Raw genomic sequence first — 13,965 nt, 5'->3', positions numbered from 1 at the left:
AATCATTAATTGCATAAAGAGCGATCGCTCTTTGTCACCCTAGAATTATACTGTAAATAATCCTTCAATAAATCACAACTATTGCTAAGTAAACTTTCTAATTCTAACTTAGAAATATTGCGTAAAATAACTGTTCCATTACCACTACCAGCCGCTAAAATCTTACCATCTGGACTAAAACTAACACTTGTTAATTCTTCTTTATCACCCTTCAAAGCCATTAATAAAGATCCGTCCTGACTCCACAACCGCATCTTATCTTCACTACTCACAGCAATAGTTTGATCAACTGGATTAAAACTAACACTAATAAAATTATCACCATCTCCTGACAGTGTTTTCTGTAACTGTCCGTTGCGACTCCAAAGTTTCACCGTACTATCAATACTCACAGAAGCAAGAGTCTGATTATCGGACGACCAAGCGACACCATTTACCCGTCGAGTATGACCAGTTAAATCATTCACAAATTGACTATCAATGGGTCGTTTTTCTATTTTCCAAATCTTCACCATCGTGTCATCACTCGCTGACGCTAAAAACTGACCATCGTGACTAAAACTCACCCAATTAACCGCATCTTTATGACCATCCAAGGTTTTTAATAACTTACCCTCCCGACTCCAAAGTTTAACTTTACTATCCTTACTTGCAGAAGCAATAATTTCACCATTAGGCGACCAATCTACAGCCAAAACCGTATCTTTATGACCATTCAAAGTTTTTAATAACTTACCTTCACGACTCCAAAGTTTAATTTTACTATCCTTACTTGCAGAAGCAATAATTTCACCATTTGGCGACCAAGCCACACCCCAAACTTGACCAAGATGACCGGAAAATGTTTTGATTAATTTACCTTCCCGACTCCAAATTTTTACGGTTTTGTCCCGACTCCCAGCCGCCAAAATTTTACCATCTGGACTAAAGCTAATACTTGTCACCCAATCAGTATCAGATTTAGGATTTCGCAGCAGCACATCATCCCAACGCCAAAGTTTAATCATTTTATCCCGACCAGCAGAAGCTAAGGTGCGATTATCTGGACTAAAATTAACACTATTAACCCAATTATTGTGTCCTCTAAGAGTTCCTAACAACTTACCTTCTACACTCCACAGTTTAATGGTTTCGTCGGTACTAGAAGAAGCAATTGTTTGACCATTATGACTAAAACTAACACCAGTTACGCCAGAAGTGTGACCTGATAAAGTCTTTAATAATTTACCTTCTCGATTCCATAATTTAAGAGTTTTATCTAAACTAGCAGAAGCAATAATTTCACCATTTGGCGACCAAGCTACACTTTTAACTGCGTCTTCGTGTCCTATTAAAGTTCTTAATAGTTTACCTTCCCGATTCCACAGTTTAATATTATTATCAGCACTCACTGAAGCAATAATTTTGCCATTTGGCGACCAAGCTACACCCAAAACTGCACTACTATGACCTGATAAAGTTTTTAATAACTTACCTTCTTGATTCCATAATTTAATGGTTTTGTCAATACTTCCCGAAGCAATAACTTGATTATCTGGACTAAAACTAACAGTATTTACTACCCCACCATGTCCAAGAAAAGTATTTAATAATTTACCATTCCGACTCCAGAGTTTGACAGTTTTATCTTGACTTGCAGAAACAATTAATAAACTATCTTGACTAAAGCTGACACTATTAACTACCCCTATATGACCAATTAAAGTTTTGATTAATTCACCACTATTTCGCCAAATTTTAATTGTGTTATCTGCACTAGCTGAAACAATTAAAGATTTATCTGGGCTAAAAATGACGCTATTAACTCCAGATAAATGACCTTCTAAACGATTACGTTCTTTGACTCCATAAACTACTTGATATAAAGCTGTAAGCACCTGTTCTTTAGTATTAGCATCTACCCAAACAGTTTGTTGTAATTTTCTGCCGGCTTTTAAACTGTCTTTAAGTGCATCAATTCCTTTTTGGGATGCAAATAAAGCTTCACTAGATGCACTAAGAGTTTTAATTTCGCTATTTATAGCCGTGATTACAGAAACACTTAAACCCAATATAGCAACCACAGAAGCAGTAAGGGCAGCTTTTAAAGTTTGATTTAATCTAATTTCACTTAATCTTTGTTTTTCCTGGCTTTCTACAAGCTGTGCAGTTAATTCTTTTTCCTTTAATTCTGCACGCAGATATTCCATTTCTAACTGACTTTGTTCTTCTCGCTTCCGTAATTCTCGTAATTCTTTTAGTAAGTCCACGCCCTGTTGATGTTGAGTATCTACTAATGTAGCTTGCTGTTTATTTTGTCTGAGTTCTCTTTTGAGACGTTCAATTTCTTTGTGGCTATTTTCGACTTTATAACGTAATTGATTGAGTTGTGCTTGTAAGCTTGATTCCTGTTGTTGTAAGTAGCGAATTAAGTCTACTAAATAATCATGTATCAGTTGATAGCGTTCTGGTGCGTCAGGAAATAGAACGACTAAACCAGATAAAACTAGGATATCTAAAACTAATTCTAATTTATTCGATTCTTCTAATTCTGCTAACTCTGTTGCTAATTCAGCACGAGTTTTAAATGGTCGTTGGTTGCTGTCATCAGTTAATAAGTATAAAACGATTAAAGCTGCCCTTTCATTATCAGGTCCACAGTCTTTAATTAGTTCTTTTAGATATCTTTCAATTAGTTTATTCGGTCTATGAGGCTGATATTGAGCTAGAGTAGTAATGTGTTCATCTTGCAATTGCGCCCCTACTACTTGTAATTCAATTGGACGAACTTCTCCTAATTCGGCGGATAAATCGGCAACTAGGGCATCTATTAAATTAGGTTCTAAATTTAATTGCGATCGCTCTGTTAATTTCTGTATAATTACTTTAGCATATTCTGGGCTAAAATTATTTAATTGGTAACGAATATTTTTATCAAGAATGTTATGATTAATCGCTTCTAACGCCGAAAGATGTTTAAAATCCAATAATCGGTGTAAATAATCTTCTCGTAAAGATAAAATAACTTTCACAAAAGATATATTTAAACAATCACTAATAAATTTATCGAATTGTTGTTTTTGATTACGGTCGGTATAACCAAAGAAAAATTCCTCAAATTGGTCAAAAATTAAAACTGTAATTAAATGATTATCTGCATTTTTTCGTAATTGTTGCCAAATGTCTTCAATGGTAATTGGTGTTGCAATACAGGGAAGATTTCCTAATTCAATGGCAACTTTTTCATGTTGAGACATCGCCTCTGTTAAAGATTTACCTAATTCCCGCACCCAATCTGTATAAATTTGTAGCACCACAGGGACGGCAATTTGATCACCAATGGCGCGATTTTGCAAAGCTGGAACTAAGCCGGCGGTAACGGTGGAACTCTTACCCACACCAGATTGACCATGAATTACGGTCAACTTTTGGTCAGCACGGCCAATTCTGCCAATTAAGTTATTAATATCACCTTCCCGACCAGAAGCGGCAATTTCTAAAGCAATGCTGCTATTGCCTGATGCAGACATTAAAGCGGGGTTGGTGGCTTGTCTTTGGGGTTGTAAGCGTCCCGCCCCGATAAAAGCCCGAAACCCGTATTGCTGCTCAACAGAACGGCGTTTCTGACGGATTATGTAAGCCTCTAAATAACAACCTGCTTCAAAATAGAGCGATCGCAATGTCCGCAATAGGCGAATATAACGATGGGCATCATATTGGTGTTGACTGTTTTCTAAAGATATAGAAAGTTCCTTTGTAGCTTGATCAAGATATTCCTGTGCTACCTTTTGTTCACCTAATTTCTGTTGAGCTTTGGCTAAAGTTAAATAATAAATTTGTGCTAACAATAGGGGAAATAAGCAATCGTAAGATTCAATTTGTTTTTGGGCTTCCCCTAATTTTAATAATGCAAAATGAGCTAAAATAGTCGCTTGCATCCACCGTGATTCATTAACAGCTACTTGGGCTAAAAAACCATAATCACAAGCTAATTGAATTTGATTTCCATAATTTTGATGTAATTCTAAAGATTTTTGAGCGACAACTTGCAATTCTGTCCAATCTTCTATACATTGTAAAACTTCAGCCAATTGTCCAATCACTTCTGCTACTAAATCTATGCGTTTAGCACTTTGAAAAGTTTGTAAACATTGCTGAAAATTTGTTTTAGCAGCATCCCAATATTGAAAATTAGTGGTTTTATTTTTTTCAGCTAAACGACAATAACAAAGACCTATATAAAGTAATAAAATTCCTTGTTTTAAAAGATGAGATAATGAATTAATAGGAAGTTGAGGTGATGGGGCGGTATTTTCCCATTCTAAAATTCTTCCTAGATCCCAATTTCCTCCCCGTTCCTGATCTCCTGCTTGTTGCCAAAATAGCAAACTTTGGCGAAAATGAGATAAGGCTGGATGAATGCGATCGCTAACATAATCATCCAGACCAAAAACAAATTGTAAACTAGCATTTAACTCTGGTTCTAAATTAATTCCCCGTTCTTGTAATTCTTTAATTGCTACATGAAGTTCATAGCTTTTAATCCAAACTTGTTCTACAGTACAATTATGATTATTGATTTGATTATTTGAAGTATTTTCTCCACGTAAAGCCTTCGCAAATAATCCATCTGTTTCCTGTTGCAAAAATTCCAGCAACGCCTGAGAAGTCATTTCAAAGCGAATAGGTGTAGCCGCCCAACTAGCAAAATCTGGGGCTAATTTTACAAATTTTTGTAATATTTCATCATTCACCCATAAAACCATCGGGAATGTATGGCGTTTACGAAATTCATCGCGAATTTGATTAATAGAACTGAGAAGATCATCAATTTCATCGACTGATTCTAACCCGAAAATCATTAAACCTGCGAGTTGATTTTGTGATTTTGGCAAATGGATGGTACTATATAAAGTTCTGGCGTTATGGGGTAAAATAAGTTTTTCAACTTGGTCAGATACCAAACCTTTTTCTGTCAGTTGTTGGAGAATTGATTCACGCAAAACACCATAGTTACAACAGACTAAAACTACAGAAAATTGTCCGCTAGAAAGACAAATTGCTCTTCCTAAACTTCTCAAAGCACGTTCATTGGCGGCGGTTATATCTTCTGTTGAGAGTCTTTCAACCATGATTTAAATTTCTGAGTTTCAGCTAATACCGGATTAACAGCAAACCAAGCGCCTTGACGATCGCGATATTCAAAGACAAACAAACTCCGCAATAATGTATGATATTCGATATCTCCTCTGACTTTTTGCTCTTGTACAACCTGAAAAATTAACTCCCATTCGTGGGGGTCAATAGCGTTAGCGCGGTAATCTCGTTGTCTTTGAATTACCAACTCCACACATTCCCGGTCAAAGGGAGGATCTTGTTCCCTCAGACAATCAAATAGTAATCCCAATAGGTCGCGCACATGACCACCACTGATCAAACATAAGCGATCTAAGGTTTCTAAATTATCAAATACCTCTGTAATTAAGCTTAACCGATCATCTGGTAAAATGTCGGGGAAGGCTCTAGCCAATACCATTTGGCGCATCAATTCCAAACCAGTTGTGAATACCTCTCCACTGCGTAAATACACAGGAATCATTGGTAAAACCTTCGGTGCAACGCCACCCCCTAAACGATGTTGTAGTTCGGCGCTATCATTAGAGAAAGTCAGAGCCAAAGGAATAGTATATACAACATGACAATTTAATTTGCGTAATTGCTCACCTCTATCTATAAATAAATATTCTGGCAGCGATCGCCCTGATGGTAAAGGCCGAATTGCTACCCGGTCTAAATTATCGACAATCACAACTAAACCCTTGCTACCCCTAGCTTTGAGTTCAGTATTCGCCTTTTCTAGCAGTTCTTGATTAATAGACTGTAAAATATTTTCTGTTCGTGGTTCTAAATAATCCCGCAACCGTCGCCGTAACTGAGGACTTTCTTTCGTTTTCGCCGTAATTTTAGCAATTCCCACCGATAACTCCGCCTCTACCCCCAATTCTATCGGAGTTTGGAGAAAATCCACCACTTCGTTAAATAATTTGGTAAAATAATTAGGCTTAATGCGGATCTTCATCCCTTCGAGAGTTTCACTCACCTGGCCAGCGATCGCTAACAGCACATCAGTCACATCCACATCCGCCATTTCCAGCACACGGGTAGACTCAAAATATACTACCTGAAATTGTTGCTCCTCCAACTCCGCCTTTAGCCGCAGTAACTCCGTTGATTTACCACAACCCAAATAACCTGTAAATAGCTGACAAGTTGGCGTATTCGGTGATATTTTACTAATAGTGCGCTGCAAAGCCTCAATAATTTTACCACCACGCACCGAAGCAAAATCAATATAATACAACCGGTCAGCCGCATTTCCAATCATTAGCGGTCTACTCGGATTACAAGCCTGATAAAATCTTTCTAAATTTAAAACCATAACTAATCGAGTTCACGGAAGAAGTAGGATCACAAAGGCTAAATAGGACTTGCTAATAAAGTCTTTGGGTTAGGGCTAGGAGTCAGGAGTCAGGAGGAAGAATTAGAATAATAGTCTTCAATCTAGTCCTAAATAAGTATATTTACTTTTGGTAATTCTTTCTTTACTGTATTACATCCTACTCAAATTACAAACTCAAACTGTCTAATTCAGGATAATTTTTAGATATATTTTTTCTCAACACACACGGATAATGGCAAACGTGATCATGATTTACAGGATTATAATGATAAACAGGATGATTTTTGGGCTTAGTTTCAGGAATAGACATTAAACCCATCAAAAAACATTCATTTTGCTTTTATTCTCTACTATAAGCTACACCATACTATTTCTCCTGACTCCTGACTCCTGACTCCTGACTCCTGACTCCTGACTCCTGTCCATTATTTATCAGTCCTTACAAGTTCCAAACCTGAGACAATCTCCTGTTTGTTCATCTCTGGCCTCAACCCTCTGTGATAATAATCCTAACTGAGCATCAGTACCAGAAATAATATCCCCACTTGACATCCTTAACCAGCTATTATGAATAGCAAAGCCAAAACCAGCATTATAGAAATAAACTGGTAACATCATCAGTCCCATACAAATTGTTTTATTCATCACCAAACCTCAGTTCAAATTAAAGATCACGCTTTTAGGAAACGCCATCTTGATGAACCGGATTTTAGAAACCGAGCATTATTTGTTGATTTTGAGTCAAATTAGTTAATGCTAGTAGCCGCAGAGACTTAATTTACAAATTAACGGTTCTACCCTATTTTTAGAGTAGGAACTGCCAACAAGATGGCTTCCTGGTAACTTATCCAGAGGAAACACCAACAAACCGGAAGAAAATCTCAAATTTACCATAAATGGGAAAAAATTAATCCTGTTAATCCTTTAATCCTGTACATCCTGTTCGCATAGCGTGGCGTTAGCCATATCAGACAAATAAAATAACAAATATTAACCCCAGATTTTTTTTGTAGAATCAATCTAAAATCTAAAATTAATTGACTTATGACACCTTCCCCCGACCTAGACCTAAAAACAGATCCATTTGACGAATTACCAGATGATGTAGAAATGGACTTCTTCGACCATTTAGAAGAATTACGCTGGCGGATTTTTTATGCTCTGATTGCTGTAGCAGTTTGTGTAGTCGGCTGTTTTCTTTTTGCTAAACCCATAATCCAGTTATTAGAAATACCAGCCCAGGGGATAAAATTTATCCAACTAGCACCCGGAGAATACTTTTTTGTTTCTTTGAAAGTTGCTGGTTATAGTGGTTTAGTTCTGGCCAGTCCGTTTATTCTTTACCAAATCATCCAGTTTGTGCTTCCTGGACTAACGCGACGTGAACGCCGATTAGTTGCTCCAGTCGTTTTCGGGTCCAGCGTGTTATTTTTCGCCGGGTTAGTATTTGCTCACCGCTTACTTATTCCCGCCGCCTTAAACTTTTTTGTCAGCTACGGTGCTGATGTTGTTGAACAATTTTGGTCAATTGAAAAATATTTTGAATTTGCATTGTTACTATTATTTAGCACTGGGATAGCCTTTCAAATTCCCATCATTCAACTATTACTTAGTAACTTAGGAATAGTCTCCTCAGAAAAAATGGTAACTGGGTGGCGTTTTGTAATTATGGGAGCAGTAATTTTAGGAGCAATACTCACCCCTTCCACCGACCCCCTCACGCAAAGTCTGTTAGCAGGAGCAGTTTTGGGACTTTACTTTGGCGGTGTAGGTTTAGTCAAATTAACAGGTAAATAATCAAAAAAAACTCCTTATTCCTCTCTGCGACTCTGCGCCTCTGCGAGAGAAACCATCACCTCTGCTTCCAGAAAATCATGAATAACAAAAGGTAAATCAGCGCCAAATAAACCCCGTTGAATCCGTTCTGATGACTCATTAAAAACAAGAAACAGGGGATAGATAGTTTCACTACCCTCACTGAGAATGTGACTATGGCGGGGGTGCATCATCCATTCATAATAATTATCTAACAACACTTGAGTTTGTCGCCAACGTCCTAACAACTCCGAAAAATCTTCGTGGGGACGATGAATAAACAGTAAAATTTCCGCGCCGGTTTTGATTTTCCATTCAGGATCGCACATCAAAATAGACACATCACAGGGTAGACAGATGGTTTGAGAAGTTTTAGTTTCAGTGTCACGAATACGGACTATAGGTAAAGTCAAAGTGATGACACTTTCGCTGGGACGACGGAGACTAGGGATCATTTCCCAGTATGGACGGTGTTGTTTGAGGAGAGCGATCGCTGCTTGATGATTACTATACTCTGCCAAACAAGTTTCGTAAAGAGATTTTAGCATAAACATAATTTGATTAAATATGACAGAAAAAAAATGAAGTATGAAATCTTCAATTTAACCTCAATCTTCATCATTAGACATCGAGTGAAAATTAAATATGCGTTTCCTATAACCTTTGTAGAGACGTTCCATGGGTAGGGATTCTCGTCTCTACATTGTTTTCTGGAGATGTCTATGCAGTTAACCCAGTGTTTCAAATACCTTAAACATTGGTAAATACATTGCTAACAAAATAGTCCCTACCATCCCCCCAAGTACAACAATCATAATTGGTTCTAAAATGCTGGTGAGGGCTTTTACTGCCTGTTCTACTTCATCTTCATAAAAATCTGCAACTTTCATTAACATTGCATCTATTTCTCCAGTTTCTTCACCAATACTAATCATTTGAATAGCCATTGGCGGAAAAACCTTGTGTTTTTGCAAAGCCAGACTAATCATCCCCCCTTGTTGAACATCAGCCCTAGCTGAATCTATGGCGTTAGCAACTATTTGGTTTCCTGAAGTATCTCGGACAATTTCTAAAGAAGTTAAAATTGGTACGCCAGAACGGGATAAAGCCCCAAAGGTGCGGCTAAAACGGGCAACAGAAGATTTTTGAATCAAATCACCAAACAAAGGCATTTTTAGAGAAAGGCGATCAATATTTAGACGGCCATTGGCAGTTTTATAGTATGCTTTATAAGCAATAAATGTACCGATTACCACACCGAAAAGTATCAAAATCCTCCAACTTCTTAAAATTTCACTACAATACATCAAAAATTGCGTCAAAGGCGGCAATTCTGTTCCCAAATCGGTAAAGATTGCGGCAAAAACAGGAATTAGAAAAATAGTCATTCCTAGAAAAATAGCAGTTGCTAAGAAACCCACAACCACTGGATAAGACAAGGCTGATTTAATTTGATTTTGTAATCGCGCCACATCTTCTAATAATTTAGCTAGGCGATCTAATACCTCATCTAACACACCCCCAACTTCACCGGCTTGCACCATACTGACATACAAACCATCAAAGCACTGAGGATGTTTCCGCATAGCATCTGAAAGGTTTACACCATTTTGAATATCGCCACTAATTTCAGTTAGAGCTTTTTTAAGTTTGGGATTACTGCACTGTTCAGAAAGTACCCCTAAACTTCTGACAATTGCAACTCCAGCATTCACCAAAGCAGCGAACTGTCGAGAAAATACAGCCTTATCTTTAACAGAAACACTGACAAAGGAATTTTGAATTTTTTGCAAATCAAAGCGGGAAGCTAGGCTTTGAGATTCTTTTAAGTCTTGGACTACTAAACCCTGATCTCTGAGATTAGTACGAGCATCTACTAAAGAATCAGCGATAAATGTTTCCATACGGGATTTTCCTCTGGAATCCCGAACACGAGCTAGGTAAGTTGGCATAATTGGTAATTGGTAATTGGTGATTGGTGATTGGTGATTGGTAATTGGTAATTGGTAATTGGTAGCTGCTATTACTCCAATAAAGTAGTCTGTAGGGTGCGTCAGACAGAATAATTTAGGCTGAAATCAATAATTTTAAGTTTCTGACGCACCTTAACCTTATTACTCCAATCAAGAACACAGGATGTTGAGAATTATGAGGATAAATATCAAAACTTAATGCCCTCTAGCACCCGCACCTGCTTTTGCTTGTCCCTGGGGTGCAGCAGCCCCAATCAGACGCTGAATTTCATCGGGTTTAGAAGTTTTAGATATTGCTGCTTCAAAAGATATTGTTCCAGCTTTGTACAAATCAGCTAAAACCTTTTCTAGTGTTACCATACCCAACTTCCCACCAGTTTGAATTGCTGAATAAATTTGTGCTGTTTTACCTTCACGAATCAAGTTAGAAATAGCAGGTGTAATAATCATAATTTCCTGTGCCATTACCCGACCAAATTCTCCTGGTTTGGGATTTTTACGGGGAACTAATGTTTGACTAAAAACCGCTACTAGAGAGTTAGATAACTGTACTCGCACTTGGGTTTGTTTTTCATGGGGGAAAACGTCAATCATCCGGTCTACAGTTTGGGCTGCTGAACTGGTGTGTAGGGTGCCAAATACCAAATGTCCTGTTTCTGCGGCTGAAATTGCCAAAGAAATTGTTTCTAAATCCCGCATTTCCCCTACCAGAATAATATCTGGATCTTCCCGTAGAGCCGCTTTTAAGGCATTGGCAAAACTTTTTGTATCTTCGCCCAATTGTCTTTGATGAACTAGACTTTTAATTGGTTCATAGACAAATTCTACAGGGTCTTCTACTGTTAAAATATGTTCGGCTCTGGTGCGGTTAATTAAGTCAATCATTGCCGCTAAAGTTGTGGTTTTACCTGAACCTGTGGGTCCGGTGACGAGAATTAACCCTCTGGGTTTTTCAGACATTTCTCTGACAATATCTGGTAAACCTAATTTATCAAAGTTAGGAATTTTAGAACTTAATGCTCGCAAACAAGCAGCATAAGTACCACGTTCTTTGTAGACATTGACCCGGAAACGGGCTAATCCTTTCACACCATAGGAACAGTCTAATTCCCAGGTTTGTTCTAAGGTTTTCCGTTGGGTGTTGTTGAGCATACTAAAAATTAGTTTTTGGCATTGTTCAGCAGTAAGCTTTTCTTCACCAATGGGGGTGAGTTTGCCACTAATCCGAAAATATGGAGGTAATCCGGCAGATAGGTGTAAATCCGAGCCACCCATTTCAATTAACTGCTCCATCAAGTCTTCGATCATCATTTCCATAGTTTTGTCTCCTTGGTTTTAGTTATTTTAAACATTTAAAAGTCCCGAATTTGAATTTTCAATTTAATCGACAAATCGGGGTGTTAAACAGTAAGGACAATCTAACCATTCTGGTTGTAATATGGCGTTACAAGTCAGACAGGTAAGACCACTTTTCCGTTTGGCTTTTAATTCAGCTTCTAGACCGGTATCTGTAAATGTTACCCGGTCTACTTCTTCTAAAGTCGTAGCACCTTGACGTACTAGGTCTAGGCTGTAAGCGAGGAGGGTTTTCATCCCTTCTTCTACAGCTACTTCTTTAATGCGTTCTGTGGGTGCTTCTTTGTTAATCAGAGTTTGGAGGTTTTCGGTGACTCGCATGACTTCATAGACACCACAACGTCCTTTGTACCCAACTCCACCGCAAGCTGAACAAACCTGATTTTTGGCTTTAGCTTCTATTAGCTGTTCTGCTTTTAAGATGTTAGCTTTGTAAAAAGTTACAGTTCCTTCTTGGGAAGCTGATAGACCATAGCGAGCTAGTTCCTCCGTTGTGGGATTATAGGCAATGCGACATTGGCCACATACACGTCGTACCAGACGTTGGGCTAGAACACCGATGAGGGAACTGGAAACCATGAAAGGTTCGATACCCATTTCTCCTAACCGAGCGATCGCTCCTGGAGCATCGTTAGTATGTAAGGTAGTTAATACTAAGTGTCCTGTCAATGCTGCCTCGATCGCTGTTTTGGCTGTTTCTTTATCCCTTGTTTCCCCCACTAACAACACATCGGGATCCTGACGTAAAAAAGCCCGCAAAGCCGTAGCAAAATCCAGTCCTTTCTCCCGAATTACCTGTACCTGAGTAATCCCTGGCAAACTGTACTCAATCGGGTCTTCTACCGTACTAATATTAATTCCCGGATCATTTTTTTCTGATAACGCTGAATAGAGGGAGGTTGTTTTCCCAGAACCAGTCGGACCTGTCACCAAGATCAAACCAAAGGGACGACTCACCATGTCCAAAACGATCGCTAGAGTCTCTGGATTGGTAATTAATTTATCTAACCCCAATTGTGTCGCGGAGTTATCTAAAATCCGTAATACCACCTTTTCACCGTAGCGACTCGGTAAGGTATTCACCCGGAAGTCTATTTTACGTCCATCTAATAATCGTCGAATCCGACCATCTTGAGGTAAACGTCTTTCCGCAATATCTAAATTAGCAATGATTTTAAATCGGGCTGTGACGGCGGGAATAATTTTCTTAGGTAGGGGATCAAAAGCCTCACGCAGCACCCCATCTTTACGGAAACGAATGCGTAAATTTTCTTCTTGGGGTTCAATATGAATATCAGAAACCTTTTCACTTAAAGCCTTGAATAGAATCCGGTTGACAAGGTTGATGATGGGAGCATCTTCAGCCCCCTTCATTGCTGAACCCAGGTCAGCTTCCATGTCCTCACCGACATCTTCCAGGCTCATAGTTTCCAGGTTTTCTAAATCCTGGTTAATATCTATAAATTTTTCTTTTTCCAGATGTTTTTGCTTAACAGCGAACTCATCTAAATATTTGTTGATTAGTTGTTGATAATCTTCTGTAGTGATTACCATCCGTTTCAAGGCCAAGCCTTGGGGACGTAAAATTCGGTTCAAGTCATCAGAGGCTTGGAGATTATCAGGATCGACCATTGCCACCAAAGCATAAGGGGGTTTTGCTTCCTCATGCTTAGACAATGGTACTAAACGGTGACGACGACAGACATCAACTGGAATCAGGGTTTCAATTAATTGTGCTACGGTTGTTCCACCAATTTCATTCAGTTCTGGGTCAAGGGACTCAACCCCGTATAATATTTTCAGTTCAAATAGATGATTTTTCTTGTATTCCCTGAGTAATTCTGGTGATAACTGCTTCCCTGTCACCGATTCCAGTATTTCCGTCAGGGGTTTTCCAGATTTGCGGCTTTCAATCAATGCCTGTCTCATCTGTTCGCTATTAATAAAGCCAGATTGTACTAGCTTGTTCCCAAAGGGTGAAAATTCTGTTCTCGTTGTTAGAGCGGTGCTGCGACGTTGGGCTGAGGAGTAAGTCATAAGTAATTATTGGGGAAACCGCTTGTTTAAATTCAATAAAGAAACCTCTTGTTTAAAGTATTCCCATACTCTGGTACATAATTTCCATTCATAATGTATTAATTTAATGAAGGTGATTGGTAATGGGTAATGGGTGATGGGTAATGGGTGATGGGTGATTGGGAACAGAGGTTCGGCTTACTATGGCTAACGCCACGCTCCGCGGTAAACGTCAGCTATGCCGTTAGGCTTTACGACTTCGCTACCTCGACTTACTTCGACTTCGCTCAGTACAAGTCGCTCACCGACCAGAAACAGGGAACAGGGAACAGGGAACGATTTTCCTGTGGAGATGAACAATTTTCC

General features: G+C 38.6%; 9 protein-coding genes. 2 read left to right on the top strand and 7 right to left on the bottom strand.

The window, feature by feature from the left end:
* Nucleotides 1-5: 5 nt before the first annotated feature.
* From VB711_RS06170 to VB711_RS06160, 3 genes are all read right to left on the bottom strand, one after another.
* Nucleotides 6-5,111 carry an eIF2A-related protein gene (locus VB711_RS06170; RefSeq protein ID WP_323284906.1) on the bottom strand — a complete coding sequence of 1,702 codons (5,106 nt, stop codon included), beginning with the start codon at nt 5,109-5,111 and terminating at the stop codon, nt 6-8.
* Entirely contained in the window at nt 5,081-6,418 is a 1,338-nt protein-coding gene (locus VB711_RS06165) for a P-loop NTPase fold protein (RefSeq protein ID WP_323284903.1), read from the bottom strand. The genes VB711_RS06170 and VB711_RS06165 overlap by 31 nt, the downstream gene beginning before the upstream one ends.
* A gap of 453 nt (nt 6,419-6,871) precedes the next feature.
* A complete protein-coding gene (locus VB711_RS06160; RefSeq protein ID WP_323284902.1) occupies nt 6,872-7,084 on the bottom strand; it encodes a hypothetical protein in 213 nt (70 codons plus the stop codon).
* Nucleotides 7,085-7,483: 399 nt separating this feature from the next.
* On the opposite strand from VB711_RS06160, the gene tatC reads away from it, so the two are divergent.
* A complete protein-coding gene (gene tatC / locus VB711_RS06155) occupies nt 7,484-8,236 on the top strand; it encodes a twin-arginine translocase subunit TatC (RefSeq protein ID WP_323284901.1) in 753 nt (250 codons plus the stop codon).
* Nucleotides 8,237-8,250: 14 nt separating this feature from the next.
* Here the strand turns inward: tatC and VB711_RS06150 are convergent, their stop codons facing one another.
* The 4 genes from VB711_RS06150 to VB711_RS06135 all read right to left on the bottom strand — a co-directional run bounded on the left by VB711_RS06150 (nt 8,251) and on the right by VB711_RS06135 (nt 13,620).
* Nucleotides 8,251-8,808, bottom strand: a complete 558-nt coding sequence (locus VB711_RS06150) for a hypothetical protein (RefSeq protein WP_323284899.1) — start codon at nt 8,806-8,808, stop codon at nt 8,251-8,253.
* A 174-nt stretch (nt 8,809-8,982) separates the two neighbouring features.
* The gene (locus tag VB711_RS06145) at nt 8,983-10,206 is read right to left on the bottom strand and encodes a type II secretion system F family protein (protein WP_323284898.1); all 1,224 of its coding nucleotides are present in this window, start codon (nt 10,204-10,206) and stop codon (nt 8,983-8,985) included.
* Between the two features lie 216 nt (nt 10,207-10,422).
* Nucleotides 10,423-11,544, bottom strand: a complete 1,122-nt coding sequence (locus VB711_RS06140) for a type IV pilus twitching motility protein PilT (RefSeq protein ID WP_323284897.1) — start codon at nt 11,542-11,544, stop codon at nt 10,423-10,425.
* Between the two features lie 63 nt (nt 11,545-11,607).
* On the bottom strand, nt 11,608-13,620 hold the full coding sequence (locus tag VB711_RS06135) for a GspE/PulE family protein (protein WP_323284896.1): 2,013 nt from the start codon (nt 13,618-13,620) through the stop codon (nt 11,608-11,610).
* Between the two features lie 150 nt (nt 13,621-13,770).
* Here VB711_RS06135 and VB711_RS06130 point away from each other — a divergent pair.
* The coding region (locus tag VB711_RS06130) for a hypothetical protein (protein ID WP_323284895.1) at nt 13,771-13,965 on the top strand (195 nt) is incomplete at its 3' end.

It is taken from the genome of Cronbergia sp. UHCC 0137, from assembly GCF_034932285.1.
Lineage (GTDB): Bacteria > Cyanobacteriota > Cyanobacteriia > Cyanobacteriales > Nostocaceae > Cronbergia.
This window is presented reverse-complemented; position numbering and strand designations above follow the sequence as displayed.